The organism is Neoroseomonas terrae (assembly GCF_018129025.1).
GTDB classification, from domain to species: Bacteria; Pseudomonadota; Alphaproteobacteria; order Acetobacterales; family Acetobacteraceae; genus Neoroseomonas; species Neoroseomonas terrae.
This window is the reverse complement of the sequence record NZ_JAAEDI010000020.1, coordinates 62,362-87,211: the sequence shown is the minus strand read 5'-3', so window position 1 is coordinate 87,211 and position 24,850 is coordinate 62,362. Positions and strand designations below refer to the sequence as shown.

The window sequence follows — 24,850 nt, the reverse complement described above, 5'->3', positions numbered from 1 at the left end:
GCGAGGGGGCGTTCATGCACGGATTGGTAGCATGCGCGGTGCGGCAGGTCACAATCCGGCCACCCTTGTCGTATCCCCGCATGCGGGGGAGGCTGCGCGCCGGCCACGCCAGGAGACGCGCCATGACCGACTTCCCCGCCACCGCCCTGCCCTTCGACGCCGACGAGATCCTGGCGCGGCTGATGCGCTGGTCGGCCTGCGAGAGCCCGACCTTCGACGCGGCGGCGGTGAACCGGATGATGGACATGGCGGCGCGCGACCTTGCGCTGCTTGGCGCGCGGATCGACCGCATTCCGGGACGCATGGGCCTTGGCGACTGCGTGCGGGCGCGCTTCCCGCATCCGGCGGGGGATGCCGCGCCGGGCATCCTGGTCCTCGCGCATCTCGATACCGTGCATCCGGTCGGCACGCTCGCGAAGCTGCCGATCCGGCGGGAGGGCAACAAGTGCTACGGCCCGGGCATCCAGGACATGAAGGGTGGCACGGTGCTGGCGGTGGAGGCGATGCGCCACATCATCGCGGCCGGCATGGCGACGCATCTGCCCGTCACCTTCCTGCTGACCCCGGATGAGGAAATCGGCAGCCCCTCGACGCGCGACGTCATCGAGGCCGAGGCCGCGCGCAACCGCTTCGTACTGGTGCCGGAACCCGCGCGGCCAGATGGCGGCGTGGTGACCGGCCGCTATGCCATCGCGCGCTTCAACCTGAAGACGACGGGGCGGCCCTCCCACGCCGGGGCGCGGCTCGGCGAGGGGCGCAGCGCGATCCGCGAGATGGCAAAGCAGATCGTCGCGATCGAGGAGATGACGACGGAGGACTGCACCTTCTCGGTCGGCGTCATCCATGGCGGGCAGTGGGTGAATTGCGTGTCGACCACCTGCGAGGCCGAGTCCCTGTCGATGGCTAAGCGGCAGGAGGACCTGGATGCGGGCGTGCAGCGGATGCTGGCGCTGCGCTCCGGCGCGAACGACGTGACGCTGGAAGTGACGCGCGGCGTGACGCGGCCGGTGTGGGAGCCGGATGCGAAGGGCATGGCGCTGTACGCGCAGGCGCGGACGATCGCGAACAGCATCGGCTTCGACATCGCGCACCAGTCGAGCGGCGGCGGGTCGGACGGCAACTTCACGGGTGCCATGGGCGTGACGACGCTGGATGGGCTCGGCGTACAGGGCGCGCTGGCGCACACGCTGGAGGAACACGTGCTGATCGACAGCCTGGTGCCGCGGGCGAAGCTGCTGGCGGGTCTGATGACGACGCTCGCCTGACGCGGTCGTACGGCTTCGCCGTCCGTGTGCCGCGCAGCGGTGACGCGCGGCGGAGGGGGCCTTCGGGTGTGATTCGCTTCAGACCCCGTGGCCTCGGGGTCTTGCCCCTGCCCCGCCTTTTTCCGAGGTTCGCAGGGTTCGCGGCTCCGCCGCGACCTGACAAAGGGGAGAAGGCCATGACGCCTCGAAGCCGGGATCTGATGTTGGTGGCGGGGCTGATCGTCGGCGCCGCCGCGGCCCTGACGCCGGCTGCCGCCACGGCGCAGGGCGTCACGCCGGTGCAGTACTACCAGCCGGAGATGGCGCCGAACTATCGCCCGCCGCCGCCACGCTACTACCAGCCGCCACCGCCGCGCCGCGTATGCTGGACGCAGAACCAGCGCGTGTTCGTCGGCCGTGACGACTGGGGGCGGCCGGTGTACCGCAACGTGCCGCGCCGGGTCTGCGGCTATCGCTGACGGCCCGACAGCAGCACCAGCGCTGCGGCAACCTGGAGCGCCGCGGCCGCCAGGAACAGCCAGGCGGAGTCGACCGTCCGCAACAGCCCGAAGGCCGCCGGTGCGAAAGCATAGGACGCTTGGCCGACGGCGGTGATCAGCGCGACGGCGCGGGCCGTGTCGGCCGGCGCGAAGTCCGACTGCGCGATCAGCGGCGGCAGCGACGTGGCATTGCCGAGGCCGAGACCGAACAGCGCGATGCCGAGCAGCAGCAGCGCCACATCGGTCCCGCCTGCCGCCAGCAGCACGATCGAACCGACGACCTGCAGCCCGTAGTTGCCGGCCGCGGCCGCGCGCCGGTCCATCCCCGGCCTTAGCACCCAGCCCATGCCCGTGCGGCCGATGATGGCGCAAACCGTCATCAGGCCCGCGACCAGGCCGGCCCGTTCCGCGCCCAGCGGCGCGACGAGCATCGAGAGCAGATGCGCGATCAGCCCGACCTGGGCGAAGAGCCCGAGCGTGCTGCCGGCCACCAGCGTGGCGAAGCGCCGTTCCCGCCACAGGCCCGCGGCCGGCATCGGCGCGGCTGGACGGGACGCGGCGCGGGCGGGCTCGCCCCCCGGGGCGTCGCCGTCCGGTACCTGACCGAGTGCGGCCGGGCCATGGGCGAGATAGCGCGTCGACAGCCACCACAGCACCCCCGCCATGATGAGGCCCACCAGCGCCGCCGCGGCCGGAAAGCCGACCGCGGCGATCAGCACGACCCAGAGCGGTGAAAGCACCACGCCACCGACGCTCGCGCCATTGTAGGCGGTGCTGAGCGCAGCGGGGCGCCGCCGGATGAACCAGGGGGAGACGATGGCGTTGATCGCCGCCGCTCCGGTCATCGCCCAGCCCGCGCCGCTGATCGCGGTGGCGAGGAAGAGTTGCCATGGTGCGACGGCGAGCGCCCAGCCGAGCACGCCGAGCGCCGAGAGCGCACCGCCCAGCCGCGTGACGCCCGGCACGCCGAACCGGCGGTGGATTGCCGGCAGCCGCGCGACAACCAACGCGCCGAGCAGGAAATGGCAGGTGACGGCGGCGGAGACGAGTGGGATCGACCAGCCCCGCGCCTCATGCACCGCGAACAGGAAGACCGGCGGACCGTAGAAGCCGACGCCCCAGCCGAAGACCGCGACGGTGAAGGCGGCCCAGGCGACGCGCCAACCGGCGAAGGGCACGGCGCCGGCGGTCGTCGGGGTCGCGGCGCGGCTGGTCGGCATTCGGCAGGCTCCGTCGGTGAGCGCGCACCATCGCCGACGCCGCGCGGCCCATGCTGCGGCGGCCACCGAAGCATGGCGGCCGCAGGCACGCCACCATCTGGCCGCGCCGCCGCCGGCGCCATAGGCTGCCGGGGAAGACGCGGAAGGACGCAGGTCATGCAGGCACCCCGGCCGGTCGATCGGATCGAGGTCACCGTGCTGGTGGACAACGTCACGGATGCGCTGTCCTCCACGCCGTCCTTCGTCACGCGCGAATGGACCCGGCTGCAGCGCGTGGGGATGAAGCGCAGCTCGGGCGGGGCGATCTGCTGCGCCAATCACGGGCTGTCGCTGGTCATTGCTGTCGAGGCCGATGGCGAGCGCCGCACGATCCTGTTCGACGGCGGGCCCGTGGACTACGCGGTGGAGCGCAACGGGCCGCGGCTCGGCGTGGATTTCGGCGCAATCGAGGCGATGGTGCTCTCCCATGGCCATTGGGACCATGCGGGCGGGCTGCCGAAGGCGATCGAGATGGTGCGCGCGGCCAATGGCGGGCATGCCGTGCCGCTGCACCTGCATCCGGGCATGTTCCGCGAGCGCGGCGGCCGTCAGCCGGATGGCGGCGTGCTGCCGATGGACCGCGTGCCCGCGCCGGCGGAATGGGCGGCGATGGGCGCGGAGCCGCAGGTCTCCCGCGAGCCGGCCGTGATTGCGGGCCATGTGCTGGTCAGCGGTGAGATCCCGCGCGTCACGGACTACGAGACCGGGCTGCCGGGCCAGGTGTCGCGTGCCTCGGACAACGCGCCGTGGCAGGCGGATGAATGGCTCGCGGATGAACGCTTCATCGCGGTGCATCTGCGCGGCAAGGGGCTGGTCGTCTTCTCCGCCTGCTCTCACTGCGGCATCGTCAACGTGCTGCATGAGGCTCGGCGGCTGATGCCGGAGATCCCGCTGCTCGCGGTGATGGGCGGATTCCATCTGTCGGGGACGAATGAAGGGATCATCCCGCGGACCGTCATCGATCTCGGCGGCTTCGGACTGCGCTGGATGTTCCCCTCCCACTGCACCGGCTGGCGCGCGGTGAACGCGCTGGAACGCGCCTATGGCGAGGATGTCGTCGTGCCCGGCGCGGTGGGGAAGACCTTCGTGCTGGAGGCGTGATCCTCCTCCTGCAATCCGCGCCCCTGCTGCTGCTGCTGGGGCTGCTGGTATCGGGGCGGGCGGGGCCGCTGCCGGCGGTGCTGGCGGCGCTGGCGGCGGCACTGCCGGCGGCCTTCGTCTCGCTGCCGGCGGGCAGCGGGTTCCTCGCCTTCCTGGCCGATGAAGCCGCGCGCGGCGCCTTCCTGGCGTTGCAGCCGATCGGCGTGGTGGTCGGCGGTCTGCTGTTCCAGGCCGCAGTGGAGGATCGCGGCGATGCCGGCGGCGCCCAGCCGGCGACGCCGCGCGCGGTCTTCACCGCGACCCTGCTGATGGGCGTGTTCATGGAGTCCGTCACCGGCTTCGCGGTGGGGGCGGTCTTTGCGCTCGCTGCGCTGCGCGGCATGGGGCTGCGTGGGCCGCCGGCGGCGGCGCTCGCCCTGCTGGCGCTGTGCCTGATCCCCTGGGGCGGGCTGGGGCCGGGCACGGCGCTGGGTGCGGCGCTGCTCGGCGTGCCGGCGCAGGAGATCGCGGCGCTGACGGCGCTGCCGAGCGCTGCCTGGATCATGCTGCTGGGGCCGGTCTGTTGGCGGCTCTGTGCCGTGGCCGGCGTGCCGGTGCCGGCGGCGGAGCGGGTGGCACAGCTGGGGTTGCTGGCGGTGATGGCGGCGATCCTGGTGGCCGGACATTTGGTGCTGCCCTTCGAGGTGCTGGGCGTGATCGGCGCCGGCGTACCGCTGCTGGCCGCGCTGTGGCTCGCGGACCCGCCTCGCGATGCGGCCGCCTGGCGGCGCGCGGCGCGGGCGTTGTGGCCCTATGCGCTGCTGACCGCAGCACTGCTTGGCGCGCGGGCGGTGCCGCATCCGCCGGCGGTCCAACCCTATGCCGCCCTGCCCGCCTTTCCGGTCACGCATGTCGCCATCGTGCTGCTGCTGGTGGCGGGCGGCCTGCTGGTGATGCGATCCGATGGAGGGCGGCGGGCGCGGGCGGCAGTGAAGCGGGCGGCGCGGCCGGCGCTGGTGCTGCTGCTGTACGTGCTGCTGGCGCGCTGGATGGCCGGCAGCGGCGCGACCGCCTCGCTGGCCGATGCGGCGGCCGGTGCGCTCGGCGGGCTGGCGCCGTATGCGGTGCCGGTGCTCGGACTGGTGGCGGGCATGGTGACGGGCAGCAATGTCGGGTCGAACGCCGCCATGATGCCGGTGCAGCAGGCGCTCGGGCTGGCGGCGGGGCTGCCGCCGCTGCTCGCGCCCGCCGTGCACAACTTCGCCGGGGCAGCGGGGGCCGGCATGTCCTTCGCCGTCACGGCGCTGGTCTGCGGGCTGCTCGCGGACGGCACCCGGCCCGCGCAGGTGTGGCGGCTGCTGCTGCCCTCCTTCGCCGCCATCGTGGTCATCGGCTGGGTGACTGTCGCGCTGCTGCGCTGACCGCCGGGGCTTGCGCCGTGTCGCGGGGGCCGACAGGCTGACGGCCAAGCAAGAATGTCCATGGAGGAAACAATGTCCCGCATCACCCGCCGCGCGGCGCTCGCGGTCGGCGTCGCCGTCCTGGCCGCGCCCGGCCTTGCGCGCGCGCAGGGCGCCTTCCCGAACAAGCCGCTGCGCATGATCGTGCCGTACCCGCCGGGTGGCGTGACGGACCTCATGGGCCGCCTCGCGGCCGAAGCGATGGGCCGGCACATCGGCCAGACCGTGGTGGTGGAGAACCGCCCCGGCGCCGGCGGCAACATCGGGGCGAAGGCCGCCGCGCAGTCCGAGCCTGACGGCTACACCATGCTGCTCGGCACCATGGCGACGCAGGGCGTCAATCCGGTGCTCTATCCCGATCCGACCTTCGATCCGCGGCGGGACCTGGTCGGCGTCGGCATGATGGCCGACATGCCGAATGTGATGATCTGCAATCCGCGCCGGTGGAACCCCGCCAATGCGCAGGAGGCGATCGCGCGCATGAAGGCCGAGCCGGGGAAGATCCTGTTCGGCTCGGTCGGCAATGGTTCCTCCTCCCATCTCAGCCAGGTGATGCTCACGCGGATGGCGGGGCTCGAGGTGGTGCACGTGCCCTATCGCGGGTCCTCCCCCGCCGTCGCCGCGATGATCGCGGGGGATCTCGACCTGCTGTTCGATGCGTCGGCGACATCGGGGCCGCACATCAAGGGCGGCACGGTGCGCGGACTGGCGATCACCATGAACCGGCGGATCGAATCGCTGCCGGACATCCCGACGCTCGAGGAAGCCGGCGTGCAGGGCTATCACCTCAGCGTCTGGAACGGTGTGCTCGCGCCCGCGCGGGTGCCGCGGCCGGTGCTGACGCGGCTGCAGGAAGCGTTCATGGCCTCGATGGACGCGACGATGCTGGAACGGCTGCGTGCGAATTTCACTGAACCGCTCGTCATCCCCTCCGATCAGTTGCAGCCCTGGCTGAACGAGGATGCGGAACGCTGGGTGCGCATCGCGCGGGAGGCCGCGATCCGCCCGGACTGAAGCTGACCCTGACATGGCCACCGGATTGCCGCGTTGAAACTTGCCGTTCGGCGCGCCGTGACTAGCGTCGCGCGGCAAATCAGCCTGCCCATCCGGGGCGGCGCCGGGAGTTTGTCATGGACGGCCTTGTCGCGGCGGCGCCGCGTTTCTTCGAGATTCTGTGGCTGAACATCGTGTTGTCCGGTGACAACGCGGTCGTGATCGGCATGGCGGCGGCAGGGTTGCCGCCGGCGCTGCGCAACAGGGCGGTGATGTTCGGCATCGTCGCGGCGGCTGTACTGCGCGTCATCTTTTCCATCTTCGCGACGTATCTGCTGGGCCTGTGGTGGATCGCGCTGCTCGGTGGCCTCGCGCTGCTCTACATCGCCTGGTCCTTCCTGAAGGAGCTGCTTCACCACGGCGACAAGGAGGAGACCGAGGAAGGCGAGGTGAAGGAGAAGTCCCTCGCCGCGGCGCTGTGGCAGATCGTGCTCGCCGACGTGTCGATGAGCCTCGACAACGTGCTGGCCGTCGCAGCGGTCGCACGCAACGACATCACGATGCTGATCATCGGCCTGACCATCTCGATCGTGCTGATGGGGCTGCTGGGTGGGTTCCTGGCGCGGCTGCTCGATCGCTTCAAGGTCATCGCCTATATCGGCGTGGCGCTGATCGCCTGGATCGGGCTGGAACTGGTGTGGGACGGTACGCTGAACGCCAATGCGGCGCTGCATATGGGCCTGCCGCTGCCGGCGCCACACGACGCGCCTGCGCATTGATCTCATCCCCGGCCTTCGCGTAGGAGGGCTGTATAAGCGGGTGGCGGCAACCGCCGCCCGCAAGGGAGAGATCCAGGAATGTCCATCGCCCGTCGCGCGGCCTTCGCCTTGCTGGCCGCCGCCGGCCTCGCCGGTACGCCGGCCCTGGCCCAGACCACCATCACCATCCAGCACCCGCTGCCGACCAACAGCCATTACGGCGCCGGGGCCGCCGCGCTGAAGGAGAGCTTCGAGCGCGCGACCGGCGGCCGGTACCGCGTGAACATCCAGCGCAACGACAATGAGCGCGAGATCGTCGAGAGCGTCCAGATCGGCACGGTCGAGTGCTACATCGGCTCGACGGGCCCGGTCGGTAACTTCGTCCCGGCGGTGCGTGTGGTGGACGTGCCCTTCCTGTTCCGCGACTACGCCCATGCGCGCGGGGCGCTCGATTCCGAGGTCGGGCAGCAGATCCTGGCCCAGTTCCAGCCGCGCGGACTGGTGGGCGTGATCTGGCTGGAGAACGGCTTCCGCCACCTGACCAATTCGCGCCGCGAGGTGAACGCACCGGCCGATGTGCGCGGCCTGAAGGTCCGCACCATGGAGAACCAGGTACATATGCGGGCCTTCTCGACGCTCGGCGCCCTGCCGACGCCGATGGCCTTCTCCGAGCTGGTCCCCGCCCTGCAGCAGGGCACGGTGGACGGGCAGGAGAACCCGATCCCGGTCATCGTCGCGAATAATCTGAACCAGGTGCAGCGGTATCTGACGCTGACCGGCCATGTCTATTCGCCGGGATTACTGATCTGCAATCCGGCAATGCTGCAGGCGATGACGCCTGCCGACCGCGCCGCCTTCATGGAAGCCGCGCGGGCCGCCCAGCGGGCCAACCGCGAGCGCGTCAGCGCCGATGAAGCATCTGGCGTCGATGAGCTTCGGCGGCGCGGCATGCAGGTGGTGACGCAGGTCGACACCGCGGCCTTCCAGGCGGCCCTCGCCGCTGCCTTCGCGCAGTATGAGCGGGAGCTGGATGCCGCCACGCTGCGCCGGCTGCGGGACTGGCAGCCGGGCTGACCGTGCCGGCCCATTGAGGGCCAGATCCTCCCGAAGCGGGACGCGGGCATCATTGCCAGCGCCCCGCACGCTTGGTTATGTGCGAATCAACAACAAACCAATGTGGAGGATTCACGATGACGACGCTTGCCCGACGCCTCGCCTTCGCCTTCGCCCTCGCCGCGCCGCTCGCCACCGCGCCGGCGCAGGCCCAGACCGAGATCACGGTCCAGCACGCCCTGCCCGCCAACAGCCATACCGGCGTCGGCGCCTACACCTTCAAGGAGGCCTTCGAGCGGCTGACCAACGGGCGATACCGCGTCATCGCGCAGCGCCAGGACAATGAGCGGGAGATGGTCGAGAGCGCGCAGATCGGCACCATCGACTGCACCTTCACCTCGACCGGACCGGTCGGCAATTTCGTGCCGGAAGTCCGCCTGTTCGACGTGCCCTTCCTGTTCCGCGATGCCGCCCATGCGCGCGGCGTGCTCGATTCCGAGGTCGGGCAGCAGGTTCTGGCCCGCTTTCCGGCGCGCGGTCTGGTTGGCGTCGTGTGGCTGGAGAACGGTTTCCGCAACATGACCAATTCGCGCCGGGAGATTAACACCCCGGCCGATCTGCGCGGCCTCAAGATCCGCACCATGGAGAACCAGGTGCATATGCGGGCGTTTCAGACGCTCGGCGCGCTGCCGACGCCGATGGCCTTCTCCGAGCTGATCCCGGCGTTGCAGCAGGGCACGGTGGATGGGCAGGAGAACCCGATCTCGGTGATCGTGGCGAACAACATCTTCCAGGTGCAGCGCTACTTCACCATGACGCGCCACGTCTATTCGCCGCAGGTGATGATCTGCAACCCGCAGACCGTCGCGCGGCTGAGCCAGGCCGATCGGGCGCTGTTCTACCAGGCGGCGCAGGAAGCGCAGCGTGCGAACCGCGCCCGCGTCACCGCGGATGACGAGGCGGGCGTCGCGGAGCTCCGCCGGCGCGGGATGACGGTGATCACCGAGGTGGACACCGCCGCCTTCCAGGCCGCGCTCGCGCCCGCCTTCGCGGAATGGGAACGCACCCTGGATGCCGCGACGCTCCGGCGCATCCGGGACTGGCAGCCGAACTGACATGCAGCGCGCCCAGACTTCCGAGGAGATACCATGAATGCCATGAACCTCCTGCCGCTGCAGGTGACGGTCGCCGCCACCGCCGCGACCGTCATTCTCGCACTCTGGGCTGGCTCCGGCGGGGGCGCACGCGGTGCCGTGCGGTCGGCGATCCTGTGGATCGACCGCATCACGACCGGCGTCGCCGCCGTGGCGGCATGCCTTGCGCTGACGATCGCGGTCGGTGCTGGGCTGTGGCAGGTGGTGGCGCGCTTCGCGACGGAGACGCCATCCGTGTGGTCCGAAGCGCTGGTGCGCACCGCGCTGATCTGGATGGCCTTCCTCGGCGTAGCGCTGGCGCTGCGCGCGGGGGCGCTGGTGTCGATCGACGTGGCGCATCGCTATTCCACCGGCGCGGTGCGGCGGGCGCTGGAAGCGGCGGCACTGGCGGCGGCGCTCACGCTTCTTGGCATCATGTTCTGGTTCGGCTGGATGATGGCGCAGCGCGTGCAGTTCCAGGAGATGGCAGGGCTCGAGGTGTCGATGTCGTGGGGCTATGCCGCCATTCCGATCGGCGCGATGTTCGCGATGGTCGGCGCGGTCGCGCAGTTCCTGGACCATCGCTCGGAAGAACTGGAAACGGCGGTATGAGGCAGGCCAGGAACCGGACGGCGGGAGCGATCGCGCCATGAGCCCGGCCATGCTCACCACGATGCTGGTGCTGTTCGCCATCAGCATCCCGGTCGCCATCGCGATCGGCATCGCCGCCATCGTCGGCATCGCCGGCTTCACCAGCTTCCCGCTGATCGTCGCGGCGCAGCAGTTGTTCGTGGCGCTGGACAAGTTTCCGCTCGCGGCCATCCCGTTCTTCATCCTGGCGGGGAACGTGATGGATGTCGGCGGCATCTCCCGCCGGCTCGTCGAGTTCGCGCGGTCGATCGTGGGCGGGGTGCAGGGCGGGCTGCCGGCCACCTGCGTCGTCACCTGCATGATCTTCGCGGCGATCAGCGGGTCCTCGGTCGCGACCACCTTCGCGATCGGCGCGATTATGATCCCGGCGCTGGTGCGGGCGGGCTATCCCGTGGCCTTCGCCGCCGCGCTGCAGGCGACGGCGGCGGAACTCGGCGTGGTCATCCCGCCCTCGATCCCGATGATCCTCTATGGCGTGACGACGCAGACCTCGATCCCGGAACTGTTTATCGCCGGCTTCGGCCCGGGGATCCTGATCGGCGGGGCGCTGATCGTCACCGTGCTGATCTGGTGCCGCATCAGGGGCTGGGGGAAGCAGGACGGCGTCGGCCGCCTGCCCTTCCTGACCGCGACGCGCCAGGCCGGCTTCGCGCTCATCATGCCGGTGGTGGTGCTGGGCGGCATCTATGGCGGCATCACCACGCCGACCGAGGCCTCGGTCATCGCCGTCGTCTACGCCCTGATCGTGGGCATGTTCCTGCACCGGGAAATCGGGCTGCGGGACCTGTATCCGATATTCCGCAAATCGGTGATCAGCAGCGCGGTGATCATGTTCATCATCGCCTGCGCGGCGCTGTTCTCCTGGCTGCTGAACCGGCAGAACGTGCCGGACGCGGCGGCGGCCTGGCTTTCGACATCCTTCGACAGCCCGGCGGCCTACCTGCTGGTGGTGAACCTGTTCCTGTTCGTGGTGGGCATGTTCGTCGAGACCTCGGCCTCGATCATCGTGCTGGCGCCCATCCTGCATGAGGCCGCGGTGCGGGTGGGCGTGGACGGGGTACATTTCGGTACCATCATGGTGGTGAACCTCGCGCTCGGCATGATCACGCCGCCCTTCGGCGTGAACCTGTTCGCGGCGGCGCAGGTGGCGGGGTGCAGCATCGACAAGATGATGAAGCCGCTTGCGGTCTTCATCGCCGTGATCTTCGCTTGCCTGATGGTTATCACCTACGTCCCCGCCATCACCCTGGTGCTGCCGCACCTCGTCTTCCGGTGAGCATCGGCACGCCGGAGGCGCTGAAGCACCTACGACGGGACCCGATGATGAAGGCGGTGATCCGCCAGGTCGGGCCCTGCACGCTGACGCCGGCGCGGCGCCAGCCTTATGAAGCGCTGGTGCGGGCCATCGCACACCAACAAGTGCATGGGCGGGCGGCGGAGGCGATCCTCGGCCGCTTCATCGCCTGTTGCTGCCCGAAGGGCTTCCCGGCGCCGGAGGAGGTACTGGCGCTGACGCCGGAACAGATGCGGGCCTGCGGCCTGTCTGGCAACAAGGTGCTCGCCATCCGCGACATCGCGGAGAAGGCGGCCACCGGGATGGTGCCGACGCGGGCCGCCGCGCGGCGGCTGACCGATGAGGAGCTGGTCGAACGGCTGCTGCCGCTGCGTGGCGTCGGGCGCTGGACCGTGGAGATGCTGCTGATCTTCACGCTCGGCCGGGCGGATATCCTGCCGGTCGACGATTTCGGCGTGCGGGAGGGGTATCGCGTCGCGGCGCGGCTCGATGAGCAGCCCAAGCCGCGCGCCTTTGCGGCGATAGGGGAAGCCTGGGCGCCGTATCGCACCACGGCGGCCTGGTACTTCTGGCGCGCGGCGGATCTGTCGAAGGAAGGGCGCTTCCGCGCGCCCACCGCCATCTGATCGGGGCCGGAATGCAGCCGGCGATGCCGTGGGCTTGCCATCTTCGCCGGTGCAATATGCGGCAATGATCGGCCGACGGGGCATCATTGCGACGCTGGGCGGGTTGGCGGTCGCCGGTGTGGCAACCAGCGCCTACGGCCTCGGTGTCGAGCCGTTCCTGCGGCTGCGGGTACAGGAGCACCACCTGCGGCCTGCGGGCTGGCCGGCGGGGCTGACACTGCGCGTAGCCCAGGTGAGCGACCTGCACGCCGGCGCACCGTTCATGGACGAGGCGCGGATCGAGCAGATCGTCGAGCGGGCGAATGCGCTGAAGCCGGACCTCGTGCTGCTCACGGGCGATTTCGGGCCTGCCTGCCGAGGCGTCGACCGGGTGTTGCCGCACAATTCGGTCGCGCGCCGGCTGGCCGGGCTGCGCGCGCCGCTCGGCGTCTTTGCCGTGAACGGCAACCATGATTGGTGGGAAGATGCCGAGGCGATGCGCCGCGGCACCGGCGCCGTGCCGGCAATGGCCCGGGCGCTCGCGCGGCATGGCATCCGGACGCTGTCCAATGAGGTCGTCCAGGCGGGGCCTGTGCTGCTCGGCGGGCTTGATTCGCAATGGGCGTTCAGGGTCGGGCGCGGCGCGGCCGACGTGCCGCGCATGCTGGGGCAGGTAACGGGCGATGCACCGTTGCTGCTGATGGCGCATGAGCCCGATATCTTCGCCGTCCTGCCCGCCCGCGCCGCCGTGACCTTCAGCGGGCACACCCATGGCGGGCAGGTGCGGCTGCTTGGCTGGTCGCCGGTGACGTCCTCGCGCCTCGGCAACCGCTATGCCTATGGGCATGTGCGGGAGGAAGGGCGCGACCTGGTCGTGTCGGGCGGGCTGGGCGTCAGCACGTTGCCGATCCGCTTCGGCGTGCCGCCCGAGATCACGCTGACCGAGATCACCGCCTGACGTGACGCGCGCCGGCCGCGCGGTGCAGACTTCCCGGGGGATCCGGGAGAAGCGGCATGACCATCGACCTGCTGGATGCGCAGGGCCTGTCCGGGATGCACGCGGCGACGCGCGATGCCGCTCGGCGCTTCTCGCAGGCGGAAGTCGCGCCGCGCGCTGCCGATCTGGACGAGAGCGAGACCTACCCCGCCGATCTCTATCGCAAGCTGGCCGAGGCCGGGTTGTTTGGCATCACCGTACCGGAGGCGCTGGGCGGCGCCGGGGCGGATGCACTGGCCTATGCGCTGGTGATGGAGGAATTGTCGCGCGGCTATGCCTCGGTTGCCGACCAGGTGGGGCTGGTGGAGCTGCTGGGCACGCTGCTGACGCAGCATGGCACGGCCGCGCAGCAGGCGCGCTATCTCGGACCGCTGTTGAAGGCGGAGCGGCGCTGCGCCTACGCGCTGACGGAGGCTGGCGCCGGGTCGGACCTAGGCGGGTCGCTGAAGACGACGGCGCGGCGCGACGGCGATGGCTGGGTGCTCAATGGGGCAAAGCTGTGGATCCACAACGCGCCGGTGGCGGACTTCGCCGCAGTGCTGGCGCGAACCGATCTGGCCGCCGCGCATCGCGGCATGTCGGTGTTCCTGGTCGATCTAGATGCGGCGGGCGTGTCGCGCGGCCGCAAGGAGCACAAGATGGGGCAGCGCGCCTCCCCCGTCGGCGGCCTGACCTTCGAGGATGTTCGCCTGCCGGCGGGGGCGCTGCTCGGCGTGGAGGGACGCGGCTTCCACATGATGATGTCGGTGCTCGACAAGGGGCGGGTCGGGATCGCGGCGCTCGCGCTCGGCATCCTGATGGCGGCGCTGGAGGACAGCATCGCCCAGGCGAAGCAGCGCGAGCAGTTCGGCAAGCCGATCGCCGAGTTCCAGGCGGTGCAGTGGATGGTTGCCGACATGGCGAAGGATATCCAGGCGGCACGGCTGATGATCGTGGAAGCCGCGCGCCTGCTCGATGCCGGCGGGCGGGCGACGCTCGCGGCCAGCATGGCGAAGTGCTTTGCGGCGGATGCGGCGGTCGCGCGCACGGCCGATGCAGTGCAGATTCATGGCGGGTCCGGCTACATCCGCGGCGTGCGGGTCGAGCGGCTGTATCGCGACGCGAAGATTACGCAGATCTATGAAGGGACGAACCAGATCCAACGGATGATCATGGCGCGAACGCTGCTTGGGTAGCGCGATGCACCATCAGGTCGTTCTCGCCGGCCTGGACGGTCTCGCTTTTCTGGTTGAACAGCGTGAGATCCAGCGTGACGATGCCGCGGTCGGCATGGCGCGTGGTGCGCTTGCCCACCACCTTGATGCGAGCATGCACGCGGTCGTTCACCAGGATCGCGCCCGTGAAGCGCCACCGCCAGCCGAGTGAGACAATCGCCGCCAGCCGCACCGGCGACCGGTTCTTCAGCCCATCCGCCAAGGCAAGACCGAGAATCCCATGTGCGACGCGGCCGGGATAGCCTAGGGCGCGCGCATAGTCGTCATCGACATGGATCTCATAGAAATCGCCGGACAGCCCGGCGAAGGCGAAGATGTGGCTTTCCGTGACGGTGATGCCCGGCGTCTCCCAGGCGAGGTCCTCGGCAATGTCGTCGTAGAGCAGGCGCCCGTCGTTCATGACCAACCCTCGATGCCGAGATAGGCGGCCGCCAGCCGCGCCTGGCCTTCGTGCATGTCGCGGCCGGTAGTTGTGGCGCAGCCGATCGCGCGGGCGGCGGCGATCAGCGGCGTGACCTCGGGGTTCGGGATCACGTCCGCGACGACCTGTGATGCGGTCAGCAGCGACGGGTCGATCGAGGTCGGGTCGCCAGGGCGCAGGCCGAGCGGCGTGGCGTTCACCACAATGTCGAAGCCGCGCGGATCGGGCGGTCCGGCAGCGATGCGTGTAGCCGGGAAGTGGGTGCGCAGCAGGGCGGCCAGGGTCTCGGTCCGCGCCGCGGACGTGTCGTGCAGGGTGAGTTCCGACATGCCGGCGCGCGCCAGGGCGCAGGCGATGGCCGTGCCCGCGGCGCCGCAGCCGACCTGCAGGATGCGCCGGCCGCGCGGCGGGTGGCCCGCTCGGTCGAGGCCGTCGCGAAAGCCCTCGCCGTCGAACATGTCGCCTTCGAAGCTGCCATCGGGACGGCGCCGGATGGTGTTCACCGACTGCGTCAGCCGCGCGGTCGGGCCTAGGTCTGACAGGAGGGGCATCACCGCTTCCTTGTGCGGCATGGTGATCACGATGCCGTCCAGATTCGTCATCGCCTCGAAGGCCGGCCAGGACCGTTCCAGCGCGCCGGCAGGGATCTGAAAAGCGACGAAGGCGATGTCGCGCCCCATCCGCGCGAAGGCCGCGTTGAAGAAGGCCGGGGAGCGCAGCGGCGCCACCGGATCGCCGATGATCGCCAGCAGCCGCGTGGCACCGGTGATGGTCATGGGCGGCTCCCCAGCCAGCTCTCGATGAGACGCTGGACGTGCAGCGCGCTGCGCGCGTCGTTGGACGGAGCGCGGTTCTGCTCGATGGCATCGAGCATCTCGGCGATCAGGGCGCGATGCGGTCCGTGGTCGAAGGCCATGGGGTCGGCACCGCCGCCGGTGCCCGCGCCGGGGTCGATGACCTCCGGCGGGTTGTCGCCGGCATACCATTCCAGACGATTGCCGATCAGCAATGCGCTGGCCTTGGTGCCGGCGATCTCGATGCGTTCCGGGAAGCCGGGGCGCGCGACGGTGGTGGCGTCGATCACGCCGAGCGCGCCGTTCGCGAAGCGGATGGCGGCGGCGGCAACATCCTCCGTGTCGTTGGCGCGGATGCCGGCGTTCTGCGCGAAGCCCGTCACCGCCTGCACCGGACCCATCAGGTGCAGCAGCAGGTCGATGGTGTGGATCGCCTGGGTCAGCAGCACGCCGCCGCCGTCGCGCGCCACGGTGCCCCGGCCCGGCTGCGCGAAGTAGGCGGCATCGCGCCACCAGCGGATGGAGGCGGAGGCGCTGAGCGGCGCGCCGAGCTTACCGTCGCGCAGGCGCCGTGCGAGTTCCAGGGCGCCGGGGCGGAAGCGGTGCTGGAAGCAGACGGAAGCCCGCACGCCGGCGCGTTCCGCGGTGGCGGCCAGCGCCTCCGCACGGGCAACGGTCAGTTCCAGCGGCTTCTCGACGATCATGTGCTTGCCTGCGGCGGCGGCGCGTTCGGCGAGCGATAGGTGTTCGCCCGGGGGGGCGAGGATCAGCACGAGGTCGAGGCCCGGCGCGCCGAGGATGCCGTCGAGGCTGTCGAAGACCGGGGTGGCCCAGCGCGCCGCGAAGCCGTCCCGTCGCGATGCCGACGGAGCGTGGCCGCCCACGATGCGCGTGCGTCCCGCGGCTTCGAGTTCGCGCAATGCGAGCAAATGCGGCGTCACGGCCATGCCGAGGCCGATGATGCCGACGCCGATCGCCATGGCGTCTCTCTCCCCTGTCGATTCCGGCTTCCACGCCGTTGTTGGCGGGCGCTAGGCTGCGCCCCGGCAAGACCCGAGACAAGGGTCCGCAGGAGAGGATTCATCCATGACGACGACGGTCATCGACCGGCGCACGCTCGCGCGCATGCTGGGCCTGTCGGCCGCGGCGCTGCCGATGCTGCCCGAGAAGGTCCTGGCGCAATCGCGTAACACGACGCTGGTGCTCGGCATCGACATCAGCGACACCATCACGCTCGATCCGGTGCGCCAGGCGCAGTACACGCCGCCGATGACGCTGGCCGCGACCTATGACGCGCTGGTCACGCTGACGCCGGATGATCTGGTTAATGTTAAGCCGTCCCTCGCGACCGCCTGGCAGCGTACACCCGATGGGCGCGGCTGGCGCTTCACGCTGCGGGACGGGGTGAAGTTCGCCTCCGGCAATCCGCTGACGGCCGAGGACGTCCGCTGGACCTTCATGCGCCTGCTCCACATGAAGGAGCAGACGCAGCAGTATCTGAAGTCGGTCGATCGCGTGGAAGTCGTCGATCCCAGGACCGTCGACTTCATCATGAACGCCCCGAATGCACCGGTGCTGTCGATCCTCGCCGCGCCGGGCAACGGCATCCTGGAGAAGGCCGCGGTGATGGCGCAGGGCGGCACGGATGCCGCGGATGCGCAGCAGACCGACAAGGCGACCGACTGGCTGAACAACAACTCGGCCGGTACCGGCGCCTTCCGGCTGGTGCGGTGGGAACGCAACGCGCAGATCCAACTTGTGCGCAACCCGCACTACTGGGGGCCGGCATCGCCGTTCGAGCGCGTCATCATCCGGCATCTGTCGGACAGCGCGGCGCAGTTGCTCGCCGTGCGGCGCGGGGATGTGCAGGCGGCGTTCAACCTGATCCCTGAGCAGATCGCGACGCTGCGCACGGAAAGCGCGGTGCGCATGGACCGCATGCCGAGCCTCGATTTCGTCTACATGGCCGTGACCGAGAATCCGCAGGCGAACCCGGTGCTGGCGAAGAAGGAAGCGCGGCACGCGATCGGCCACGCCATCGATTATGACGGCATCCTCGGCAATCTGCTCGGCGGCGCCGCGGTGCGGCCGGCGCATTTCCTGCCGATCGGGGTGAATGGCAGCACGGAGCGCATCGCGCGGGAGGTCGGGTTCAACACCAATCTCGACCGCGCGCGGCAGCTGCTGCAGCAGGCCGGCGCGCCGGACGGGTTCGAGATGGAGATCGCCTACGGCAACGCGGCCGTCGCCGGGATCTCGTACCAGGTGCTGGGGCAGAAGCTGCAGGCGGACCTTGCCCGCGTCGGCATCCGCGTGCGGCTGAACCCGATGGACCAGGTGAACCTGCGGACGGTCTACACGCAGGGGCGCATGGCGGGCGGTGTGCTCACCTTCTGGAATCCGCCGGCGGTGTCGAACGATCTCTGGGCCTCGGCGGTGGTGGAGCGCGTTGCGCGGCGCGTGCACTGGACCGTGCCGCAGGCGATGACGGACCTCGTGAAGCGGGCGTCGGAGGAACAGGATCTCGAGAAGGCCGCGGGGCTCTGGGTGGAATGGCAGCGCGGGGTGGTGGACGTCGCCCACCATTTCATCCTGTTCCAGCCGACCTACCAGATCGCCGTGCGCAACACGATCGGCGCCTTTCCGCTGACGGCGGCGGGGTGGCAGCTCGAAACCGGCCAGGTGCGGCCAGCCTAGCGGGAGAAGGCTGCGCCCCGCTTCTCGGCGAAGGCGCGGATCCCTTCCAGGTGGTCGCCGGCCGAGAAGCAGAGGACGTTCATCTCGTTCTCGTAGAGCAGGCCGGCGGTCAGCGGCGCTTCCATCGCCATCCGGACGGACGCTTTCACCGACTGGACGGCGACGGGGCTGAAGCCGGCAATCTTCCCCGCCATGGCCATCGCTGTCGCCAGAAGGTCGGCCTGCGGCACGACGCTGTCGAACAGGCCGAGTACCTGCGCTTCCGCCGCTTCGATCGGGTCGCCGGTCATCAGCATGCGCATGGCGCGCGCGGCACCGATCATGCGCGGCAGCATCTGCGAGGCACCGCCGCCGCCGACCCAGCCGCGCGTGACTTCAGGGAAGCCGAAGCGCGTGCCTTCCGCCGCGATGCGGATATCCGCGCCCAGCGCCATCTCGGCGCCGCCGCCGAGCGTCCAGCCCTGAAGGGCCGCGATCACCGGCTTGCGAATGGTGCGGATGGCCGTCGCGTACTCCACGCGGTTACGGAAATGCCATGTGCTGGGATAAGCGGCGAGCGAATTCAGGTCGCTGCCGGCGCAGAACGCCCGCTCCCCTGCCCCGCGCAGCAGCACGACCCGCACGGCGTCGTCGGAATCGAGCGACCGGGCGGCTTCCGCGATCGCTGCCGCCATCGCTGGCGTGACGGCGTTGTGCTTCGCGGGGCGGTCCAGCAGCAGTTCCGCCACCGCGCCGTGCAGGGTCGTCGTCACCGCGCCATCCATCGCCTTCCTCCAACATCTTGATTGTCGCATCAGGACAAGTGCAGCATGCCTGCCAAGGGAAGGATATGTCTGCGTGCTGCGATACGTCGCGATCAGACTCGTCTCGGCTGTCGTGATGGCGCTGCTCGCGAGCGGCGTCATCTTCCTCATCTCCAATTTCGTGCCGGGCGATCCGGTGCTGGCGCAGCTGGGCGACATCCTCGCCTCGGACCCCGCCGTCGTGGCGCAGTGGCGGGCGAAGTGGGGCCTCGATCTGCCGTTGTGGGACCGGTACTGGATCTTCTTGAACGGGCTGCTGCACGGGGATCTGGGTATCTCCATCGCAACGCGACGCCCGGTGCTCGAGGACATCGTGCAGTACGCGCCGGCGACGATCGAGTTGGCGACCGTCTCGTTCCTGCTGGCGCTGGTCATCGGCATCCCGCTCGGCGTCGCGGCGGCGGTGTGGCGGGACAGCGCTGTGGATGCGGTGGCGCGGGCGGTGTCGCTGCTCGGCGTCTCGGCGCCGACCTTCTGGCTCGCCTTCATCGTGCTGGCGATCTTCTATGGCTGGCTCGGCTGGGCGCCGGGGCCGGGACGGCTCGACCCCATCGCCTTCCCGCCTGAGGGCGGCACGGGATTCTTCCTGTGGGATACGGCGATGGCGGGGGATTGGGAGACCTTCCAGGACGCCGCCGCGCATCTCGTGCTGCCGGCCATCGTGCTGGCGGCGGCGACGCTCGGGCTGATCACGCGCACGACACGGGCCGCGATGCTCGAATGCCTGCATCAGGACTATGTGCGGGTGGCCCGGGCCAAGGGCATGAAGGAGCGCGTCGTGGTGCTGCACCATGCGCTGCGCAATGCGCTGGTGCCGGTGGTGACGCTGGGTGGCCTCGCCTATGCGAACCTGCTGACGGGCGCCGTGATGACGGAGACGATCTTCGCCTGGCCGGGCCTCGGGCGGTACACGTTCCGGTCGGCCGCGGCGCTCGATTTCCCGGCGATCATGGGGATCACGCTGGTGGTGTCGGCGACCTACCTGCTGGTGAACCTGCTCGTCGACCTGTCCTATGCGATGCTCGATCCGCGGGTGCGGCGTTGAGCGCGACGGCGGCGATGCCGGCATCGCGGCTGCGGCGGCGCCTCCGGCGCTACGGCCTCGCCTGGGCGGGCGGCGCGATCGTTGCCGGGTGGATCCTGGTGGCGATCTTCGCGCCATGGATCGCTCCGTTCCCGCCGGAGGCACAGGACATCGCGAACCGCCTCGCGGCGCCATCCGCGCAGCATTGGCTCGGCACCGACATCCTCGGGCGGGATGTCCTGTCGCGACTGATCTACGGGTCGCGCGTGTCGCTGCTTGCCGGCTTCTCGGTCGTGCTGATCGGGGCGGCGTTCGGCACAGCCGTCGGCATCATCGCCGCCTGGCTGCGCGGCTGGGGGGAGGAGGCGCTGATGCGCTTCACCGACCTCGTCCTGTGCTTCCCGCCGATCATCCTCGCGCTTGCCTTGGCCGCCGCGCTCGGCATCGGGACGACGAACACCATCATCGCCATGCTGGTGGTGTGGTGGCCGAAATTCGCGCGCCTCGCGCGCAGCCTCGCGATCGTGCAGCGCAGCCAGGAATATGTGGAGGCAGCGACGGTGGTCGGCCTGCCGCAGCGGCGCATCCTGACCCGTCACGTCCTGCCGAACACCTTTGGGCCGATCGCGGTGCTGTGCACGCTCGACCTCGGCATCGCGATCCTGACCTTCGCGGGGCTGTCATTCCTCGGCCTTGGGGTGGTGCCGCCGACGCCGGAATGGGGGTCGATGATCGCGGAGGGGCGCGAGCTGGTCGAGCAATGGTGGGTCGCGACGTTCCCGGGCATCGCGATCCTGTCCGTCGTCGTGGGCTTCAACTTCCTGGGCGACGGGTTGCGCGACTGGCTCGACCCGAAGGCGGCCAGCCGGTGAGCGCCCCCGTCCTCGATGTCCGGGGCCTCGTCACGGTGTTCCATACCGATGCCGGGCCCGTGCGCGCGGTGGATGGCGTGTCCTTCGCCGTCGGCAAGGGGGAGACGCTCGGCATCGTCGGTGAAAGCGGCTCGGGCAAGTCGGTCACCGCGCAATCGCTGATGCGGCTGCTGGACCCGCCGGCGCGGATCGAAGGCGGCGAGGTCCTGTTCGAGGGGCGCGACGTGCTGACCATGTCGCGGCGCCAGCTCACGGCCTGGCGCGGCGCCGGCGCGGCGATGGTGTTCCAGGATTCGCTGACGGGGCTGAACCCGGTGATCCGCATCCTGCGGCAAGTGACGGAACACGTCGTCGCGCATGGCCGCATGGACCGGCGCGCGGCGCGGCGGCACGGCATCGACCTGCTTCGGCGGATGGGCGTCGCCTCACCCGAGCGCGCCGCCGCGTCCTATCCACACCAGTTCTCGGGCGGCATGCGCCAGCGCGTGATGATCGGGATCGGGATGGCGAACGACCCGAAGCTGCTGATCGCGGACGAGCCGACCACTGCGCTGGACGTGACGATCCAGGCGCAGATCCTCGACCTGCTGGGCAACCTCAACGAGAAGTTCGGCACGGCGATCGTGCTGATCAGCCACGACCTGGGCGTGATCGGCACCATCTGCCAGCGGATCGTCGTGATGTATGCCGGTGAGGTGGTGGAGGAAGGCCCCACCGCTGCCGTGCTGGAGGACCCGCGCCACCCTTACGCCTGGGCGCTGGCGAATGCGGTGCCGCGGCTGGATTCGCCGGTCGCGGAGCGGCTGCCGGGCATTGAGGGGGCACCGCCCGATCCGCTGGCGATGCCGGCCGGCTGCCGCTTCATGCCGCGCTGCCCGTGGCGCCTCTCGCGCTGCGGCGCGGAACGCCCGCCGCTGGTCGAGGTGGCGCCAGGGCGCTTGGCGCGCTGCTGGGTGACGGCGGACGGGCGCCGCCTGCCGCCGCGCACCGAACCCCTCCATGCCAAGCCGCCGCAGCCATCGACGCGGGAGCCGTTGCTCGTCGCGCGGGACTTGGTGAAGCACTTCCCCTTGCCGAAGAAGACGTTCTTCGGCACGCGGGAGGTGGTGCATGCGGTGAACGGCGTGTCGTTGCACGTCATGCCGGGCGAGCGGCTCGGCATCGTGGGCGAGAGCGGCTGCGGCAAGTCGACGCTCGCGCGTCTGGTTACGCGGTTGCACCGGCCCGATGCCGGCGACATCCGCTTCGACGGGCAGGACATCGCGACGCTGAACGGAGAGGCGCTGCGCCGGTTGCGGCCGCGGCTGCAGATGGTGTTCCAGGACCCCTATGCGTCGCTGAACCCGCGCATGCGGGTGGGGGATATCCTGGCGGAGCCGCTGCTGGTGCACGGCCGCGCTGCATCGCCCGCGGAAGCGGCCGGACGCATAGCTTCGCTGCTCGAGCTGGTCGGGCTGAACCCCGCTTGGGCGGCGCGCTTCCCGCATGAGTTCTCGGGGGGGCAGCGACAGCGCATTTCCATCGCGCGCGCGCTGGCCCTGGAACCATCGCTGATCGTGGCGGATGAGCCCGTCTCGGCGCTCGACGTGAATGTGCAGGCGCAGGTGCTGAACCTGATGCTCGACCTGCGGGAACGGATGGGTCTCGCCTATCTGTTCATCGCGCATGACCTCGCGGTGGTGCGCGCCTTCTGCGACCGGGTCGCGGTGATGTATCTCGGACGCATCGTCGAGGAAGCGCCGGCGCGCGAGCTGTTCGCGCATCCGGCGCATCCGTACACGGTGTCGCTGCTCTCGGCGGTGCCGGAACCGGGGCGGCAGCGCATCGTGCTGGGCGGTGAGCCACCCTCGACGCTGCGCCTGCCTCAGGGCTGCGCCTTCCGGGCGCGCTGCCCGGTGGCGCAGCGCGTCTGCGCCGAGCCGCCGCCGCTGACGGAGATCGCACCCGGCCATCGCGTGCTGTGCCACGCGCCGGGATCGCTGAAGGGAGCCGCATGAGACAGATCACCGCGGAACAGGCGGCGGCCACCTTGCGTGACGGGGACACGCCGCTGATCGGCGGTTCGGGCGGCGGGCATGCCGTGCCGGATGCGTTGCTGGAGGCGGTCGGCAATCGCTTCCGCGATACGGGAGCGCCGCGCGGCATCACGGCGCTGCATCCGGTGGGCCTGGGCGATGGCAAGACGCGCGGCGCGGGGCACCTGGCGCAGGATGGGCTGCTGAAGCGTGTCGTCTCCGGGACCTTCGTCAACAGCCCGGGCATCGCGCGCCTCGCGCTGGACGAGAAGATCGAGGCCTACACGCTGCCGCAGGGCGCGCTGTCGCAGCTGATGCGGGAAATGGCGGCGGGGCGCGCGGGGTTGCTGACCAAGGTGGGGCTGCGCACCTTCATCGATCCGCGCATCGGCGGCGGGCGGCAGAGCCGGCGAGCGACCGAGGATCTGATCGAGGTCCTGACGCTGCACGGCGAGGAGTACCTGTTCTACAGGCCCTACAGGATCGACGTCGCCTTCATCCGCGGCTCGGCGATCGACGAGGCCGGCAACCTCTCGATGGAGCATGAGGCGGTGACGCTCGAGATGCTGTCCATCGCGCAGGCGGCGCGGCGGCAGGGCGCGCCGGTGATCGCGCAGGCGAAGCGGCGGGTAGCCCGCGGCACGCTGCATCCGAAGATGGTCAAGGTGCCGGGTATCCTGATCGATGCCTTCGTCATCGTGCCGGAGCAATGGCAGACCTACGAGACGCAGGACAGCCTCGCCTATTCCGGTCATCACCGCGTGGCGCTGGACGAGGTGCCACGCCTGCCGCCCGGGCCGCGGCGCATCGTCGCGCGGCGTGGCGCGATGGAACTGTTCGAAGGCGCGATCTGCAACCTCGGTTCGGGGATCTCCACGGGCATCGCCAATGTCGCGGCGGAGGAAGCGATGCTGGACCGCATCTGCCTGACCAACGAGCAGGGCAACATCGGCGGCGCGCCGGCGAGCGGGAACGAGGCAGGCGCGGCAAGCAGCCCGGATGCGCAGATCGACCAGCCCTATCAGTTCGATTTCTACGATGGCGGCGGGCTCGACCTCGCCTTCCTGTCCTTCGCGGAATTCGATGCGGCAGGGAACGTGAACGTCTCGCGCTTCGGCGGGCGGATCGTCGGGCCGGGCGGATTCGTGAACATCAGCCAGGGGGCGGGGCGCGTCGTGTTCGGCGGCACGCTGACGGCCGGGGATTCGAAGAAGGCTGTGCGGCAGGTGGAACAGATCTCCTTCTCCGGCCCCTATGCGCGGGAGCGGGGGCAACAGGTGTTGTATGTGACGGAACGCGCCGTGTTCCGGCTTGGCGAAGATGGGCCGGAACTCATGGAGATCGCGCCGGGCCTCGCGGTCGAGGAGGTGATCGGCGCGATGGACTTCCGGCCCGCCGTGTCGCCCTCCCTGAGGACGATGGACGCGGCGCTGTTCGCGGATGGGCCGATGGGGCTGGCGGCGCGGTTGAAGCCGCGGCCGGGCCGCGCGGCGGCGGCGCGGCTGGCGTGAAGACTTGGCTCGAAGCCGGCGAGGCGGCCGAGTACATGCGGACCATCGGGGCGGAGGACATCGCCGCCTTCGCCCGCATCAGCGGCGACGACGATCCGGTGCATACCGACCCGGATTTCGCGGCGCGCACGGCGTTCGGGCGCTGCATCGCGCATGGGGCGCTTGTGATGGGGCTGCTGTCCACGACAGCGAGCATGATGTCGCGCCGTTCCGTCGCGCGCGGGGCCGCCGGGACGCCGGTCTCGGCCGGGTATGACCGCATCCGCTTCACCCGGCCCGTCTTCGCCGGGGAGACTCTGACCGCCCGCTACGTCATCGAGGAGGTGGACGACGCGCGGGGCCGGACGCGCGCGCGGCTGGAGGTGGTGAACCAGGACGGCGAGACCTGCCTGGTCGGCACCCATATCCTCGCCTGGGTGGCGCCGGCCTAGAGGTCGCTCGCGCTCAGGCCGCCTGCGCCGGCCTTCCGTCG

General features: G+C 70.3%; 24 protein-coding genes. 19 read left to right on the top strand and 5 right to left on the bottom strand.

Features of this window, described 5'->3' with window-relative positions; all coding sequences use genetic code 11:
• The first annotated feature begins 122 nt into the window (after positions 1–122).
• Positions 123–1,265 (top strand): M20/M25/M40 family metallo-hydrolase, encoded by a 1,143-nt coding sequence (locus tag GXW78_RS18755; protein ID WP_211870391.1) that lies wholly within the window; start codon positions 123–125, stop codon positions 1,263–1,265.
• 176 nt (positions 1,266–1,441) lie between these two features.
• A complete protein-coding gene (locus tag GXW78_RS18750; protein ID WP_211870389.1) occupies positions 1,442–1,723 on the top strand; it encodes a hypothetical protein in 282 nt (93 codons plus the stop codon).
• On the opposite strand, the gene GXW78_RS18745 is transcribed toward GXW78_RS18750, so the two are convergent.
• The gene (locus tag GXW78_RS18745) at positions 1,714–2,964 is read right to left on the bottom strand and encodes an MFS transporter (protein WP_211870387.1); all 1,251 of its coding nucleotides are present in this window, start codon (positions 2,962–2,964) and stop codon (positions 1,714–1,716) included. The two genes, GXW78_RS18750 and GXW78_RS18745, sit on opposite strands and share 10 nt — an antisense overlap.
• A gap of 156 nt (positions 2,965–3,120) precedes the next feature.
• On the opposite strand from GXW78_RS18745, the gene GXW78_RS18740 reads away from it, so the two are divergent.
• The 11 genes from GXW78_RS18740 (at position 3,121) to GXW78_RS18690 (ending at position 14,202) form a co-directional block, all read left to right on the top strand.
• Positions 3,121–4,104 (top strand): MBL fold metallo-hydrolase, encoded by a 984-nt coding sequence (locus GXW78_RS18740; RefSeq protein WP_211870386.1) that lies wholly within the window; start codon positions 3,121–3,123, stop codon positions 4,102–4,104.
• Complete coding sequence (locus GXW78_RS28510; protein ID WP_211870384.1) at positions 4,101–5,504, top strand: L-lactate permease; 1,404 nt, start codon at positions 4,101–4,103, stop codon at positions 5,502–5,504. Before GXW78_RS18740 ends, GXW78_RS28510 begins: the two co-directional genes overlap by 4 nt.
• Positions 5,505–5,576: 72 nt before the next feature.
• Positions 5,577–6,557 (top strand): Bug family tripartite tricarboxylate transporter substrate binding protein, encoded by a 981-nt coding sequence (locus tag GXW78_RS18730; protein ID WP_211870382.1) that lies wholly within the window; start codon positions 5,577–5,579, stop codon positions 6,555–6,557.
• Positions 6,558–6,673: 116 nt separating this feature from the next.
• Complete coding sequence (locus tag GXW78_RS18725) at positions 6,674–7,315, top strand: YjbE family putative metal transport protein (RefSeq protein ID WP_211870379.1); 642 nt, start codon at positions 6,674–6,676, stop codon at positions 7,313–7,315.
• A 78-nt stretch (positions 7,316–7,393) separates the two neighbouring features.
• Positions 7,394–8,368: a TRAP transporter substrate-binding protein DctP gene (gene dctP / locus GXW78_RS18720; protein ID WP_211870377.1), complete on the top strand. Its 975-nt coding sequence runs from the start codon at positions 7,394–7,396 to the stop codon at positions 8,366–8,368.
• 116 nt (positions 8,369–8,484) lie between these two features.
• On the top strand, positions 8,485–9,462 hold the full coding sequence (locus GXW78_RS18715) for a DctP family TRAP transporter solute-binding subunit (protein WP_211870375.1): 978 nt from the start codon (positions 8,485–8,487) through the stop codon (positions 9,460–9,462).
• Between the two features lie 33 nt (positions 9,463–9,495).
• Entirely contained in the window at positions 9,496–10,092 is a 597-nt protein-coding gene (locus GXW78_RS18710; protein WP_246522378.1) for a TRAP transporter small permease, read from the top strand.
• A 37-nt stretch (positions 10,093–10,129) separates the two neighbouring features.
• Complete coding sequence (locus GXW78_RS18705) at positions 10,130–11,407, top strand: TRAP transporter large permease (protein WP_211870374.1); 1,278 nt, start codon at positions 10,130–10,132, stop codon at positions 11,405–11,407.
• The gene (locus tag GXW78_RS18700) at positions 11,404–12,051 is read left to right on the top strand and encodes a DNA-3-methyladenine glycosylase family protein (protein WP_408904199.1); all 648 of its coding nucleotides are present in this window, start codon (positions 11,404–11,406) and stop codon (positions 12,049–12,051) included. Before GXW78_RS18705 ends, GXW78_RS18700 begins: the two co-directional genes overlap by 4 nt.
• A gap of 64 nt (positions 12,052–12,115) precedes the next feature.
• A complete protein-coding gene (locus tag GXW78_RS18695) occupies positions 12,116–12,988 on the top strand; it encodes a metallophosphoesterase (protein ID WP_211870370.1) in 873 nt (290 codons plus the stop codon).
• A 56-nt stretch (positions 12,989–13,044) separates the two neighbouring features.
• Positions 13,045–14,202: an acyl-CoA dehydrogenase family protein gene (locus GXW78_RS18690; RefSeq protein WP_246522376.1), complete on the top strand. Its 1,158-nt coding sequence runs from the start codon at positions 13,045–13,047 to the stop codon at positions 14,200–14,202.
• On the opposite strand, the gene GXW78_RS18685 is transcribed toward GXW78_RS18690, so the two are convergent.
• The 3 genes from GXW78_RS18685 to GXW78_RS18675 are packed head-to-tail and all read right to left on the bottom strand — an operon-like array spanning position 14,177 to position 16,436.
• Positions 14,177–14,641 (bottom strand): MaoC family dehydratase, encoded by a 465-nt coding sequence (locus GXW78_RS18685; RefSeq protein WP_211870369.1) that lies wholly within the window; start codon positions 14,639–14,641, stop codon positions 14,177–14,179. The genes GXW78_RS18690 and GXW78_RS18685 overlap by 26 nt on opposite strands.
• Positions 14,638–15,438 carry a shikimate dehydrogenase family protein gene (locus tag GXW78_RS18680; protein WP_211870368.1) on the bottom strand — a complete coding sequence of 267 codons (801 nt, stop codon included), beginning with the start codon at positions 15,436–15,438 and terminating at the stop codon, positions 14,638–14,640. The genes GXW78_RS18685 and GXW78_RS18680 overlap by 4 nt, the downstream gene beginning before the upstream one ends.
• Complete coding sequence (locus GXW78_RS18675; RefSeq protein ID WP_211870367.1) at positions 15,435–16,436, bottom strand: Gfo/Idh/MocA family protein; 1,002 nt, start codon at positions 16,434–16,436, stop codon at positions 15,435–15,437. Before GXW78_RS18675 ends, GXW78_RS18680 begins: the two co-directional genes overlap by 4 nt.
• 106 nt (positions 16,437–16,542) lie before the next feature.
• Here GXW78_RS18675 and GXW78_RS18670 point away from each other — a divergent pair, with 106 nt between their 5' ends.
• Positions 16,543–18,153: an ABC transporter substrate-binding protein gene (locus tag GXW78_RS18670; RefSeq protein WP_211870365.1), complete on the top strand. Its 1,611-nt coding sequence runs from the start codon at positions 16,543–16,545 to the stop codon at positions 18,151–18,153.
• Here GXW78_RS18670 and GXW78_RS18665 read toward each other — a convergent pair.
• Positions 18,150–18,905, bottom strand: a complete 756-nt coding sequence (locus GXW78_RS18665) for an enoyl-CoA hydratase/isomerase family protein (RefSeq protein WP_338147785.1) — start codon at positions 18,903–18,905, stop codon at positions 18,150–18,152. The two genes, GXW78_RS18670 and GXW78_RS18665, sit on opposite strands and share 4 nt — an antisense overlap.
• A gap of 85 nt (positions 18,906–18,990) precedes the next feature.
• Here GXW78_RS18665 and GXW78_RS18660 point away from each other — a divergent pair, with 85 nt between their 5' ends.
• Genes GXW78_RS18660 through GXW78_RS18640 form a run of 5 tightly spaced genes read left to right on the top strand, consistent with a single transcriptional unit; the run spans position 18,991 to position 24,809 of the window.
• Positions 18,991–20,001, top strand: a complete 1,011-nt coding sequence (locus GXW78_RS18660) for an ABC transporter permease (RefSeq protein ID WP_211870363.1) — start codon at positions 18,991–18,993, stop codon at positions 19,999–20,001.
• The gene (locus GXW78_RS18655) at positions 19,998–20,852 is read left to right on the top strand and encodes an ABC transporter permease (RefSeq protein ID WP_246522374.1); all 855 of its coding nucleotides are present in this window, start codon (positions 19,998–20,000) and stop codon (positions 20,850–20,852) included. Before GXW78_RS18660 ends, GXW78_RS18655 begins: the two co-directional genes overlap by 4 nt.
• Positions 20,849–22,849 carry an ABC transporter ATP-binding protein gene (locus GXW78_RS28060; RefSeq protein WP_338147784.1) on the top strand — a complete coding sequence of 667 codons (2,001 nt, stop codon included), beginning with the start codon at positions 20,849–20,851 and terminating at the stop codon, positions 22,847–22,849. The genes GXW78_RS18655 and GXW78_RS28060 overlap by 4 nt, the downstream gene beginning before the upstream one ends.
• Positions 22,846–24,378 carry an acyl CoA:acetate/3-ketoacid CoA transferase gene (locus GXW78_RS18645; RefSeq protein WP_211870362.1) on the top strand — a complete coding sequence of 511 codons (1,533 nt, stop codon included), beginning with the start codon at positions 22,846–22,848 and terminating at the stop codon, positions 24,376–24,378. Before GXW78_RS28060 ends, GXW78_RS18645 begins: the two co-directional genes overlap by 4 nt.
• A complete protein-coding gene (locus GXW78_RS18640; protein ID WP_211870360.1) occupies positions 24,375–24,809 on the top strand; it encodes a MaoC family dehydratase in 435 nt (144 codons plus the stop codon). Before GXW78_RS18645 ends, GXW78_RS18640 begins: the two co-directional genes overlap by 4 nt.
• The last annotated feature ends 41 nt before the right edge of the window (positions 24,810–24,850 follow it).

Excerpts from the sequence above, each read along its gene's own strand:
- GXW78_RS18675 (WP_211870367.1), bottom strand. The coding sequence starts at position 16,436 with ATGGCGATCGGCGTCGGCATCATCGGCCTCGGCATGGCCGTGACGCCG.
- GXW78_RS18710 (WP_246522378.1), top strand. The coding sequence starts at position 9,496 with ATGAATGCCATGAACCTCCTGCCGCTGCAGGTGACGGTCGCCGCCACC.
- GXW78_RS18680 (WP_211870368.1), bottom strand. The coding sequence starts at position 15,438 with ATGACCATCACCGGTGCCACGCGGCTGCTGGCGATCATCGGCGATCCG.
- GXW78_RS18740 (WP_211870386.1), top strand. The coding sequence starts at position 3,121 with ATGCAGGCACCCCGGCCGGTCGATCGGATCGAGGTCACCGTGCTGGTG.
- GXW78_RS18715 (WP_211870375.1), top strand. The coding sequence starts at position 8,485 with ATGACGACGCTTGCCCGACGCCTCGCCTTCGCCTTCGCCCTCGCCGCG.
- GXW78_RS18685 (WP_211870369.1), bottom strand. The coding sequence starts at position 14,641 with ATGAACGACGGGCGCCTGCTCTACGACGACATTGCCGAGGACCTCGCC.
- GXW78_RS18670 (WP_211870365.1), top strand. The coding sequence starts at position 16,543 with ATGACGACGACGGTCATCGACCGGCGCACGCTCGCGCGCATGCTGGGC.
- dctP (WP_211870377.1), top strand. The coding sequence starts at position 7,394 with ATGTCCATCGCCCGTCGCGCGGCCTTCGCCTTGCTGGCCGCCGCCGGC.
- GXW78_RS18745 (WP_211870387.1), bottom strand. The coding sequence starts at position 2,964 with ATGCCGACCAGCCGCGCCGCGACCCCGACGACCGCCGGCGCCGTGCCC.
- GXW78_RS18730 (WP_211870382.1), top strand. The coding sequence starts at position 5,577 with ATGTCCCGCATCACCCGCCGCGCGGCGCTCGCGGTCGGCGTCGCCGTC.
- GXW78_RS18755 (WP_211870391.1), top strand. The coding sequence starts at position 123 with ATGACCGACTTCCCCGCCACCGCCCTGCCCTTCGACGCCGACGAGATC.
- GXW78_RS18705 (WP_211870374.1), top strand. The coding sequence starts at position 10,130 with ATGAGCCCGGCCATGCTCACCACGATGCTGGTGCTGTTCGCCATCAGC.
- GXW78_RS18750 (WP_211870389.1), top strand. The coding sequence starts at position 1,442 with ATGACGCCTCGAAGCCGGGATCTGATGTTGGTGGCGGGGCTGATCGTC.
- GXW78_RS18695 (WP_211870370.1), top strand. The coding sequence starts at position 12,116 with ATGATCGGCCGACGGGGCATCATTGCGACGCTGGGCGGGTTGGCGGTC.
- GXW78_RS18725 (WP_211870379.1), top strand. The coding sequence starts at position 6,674 with ATGGACGGCCTTGTCGCGGCGGCGCCGCGTTTCTTCGAGATTCTGTGG.
- GXW78_RS18690 (WP_246522376.1), top strand. The coding sequence starts at position 13,045 with ATGACCATCGACCTGCTGGATGCGCAGGGCCTGTCCGGGATGCACGCG.
- GXW78_RS18645 (WP_211870362.1), top strand. The coding sequence starts at position 22,846 with ATGAGACAGATCACCGCGGAACAGGCGGCGGCCACCTTGCGTGACGGG.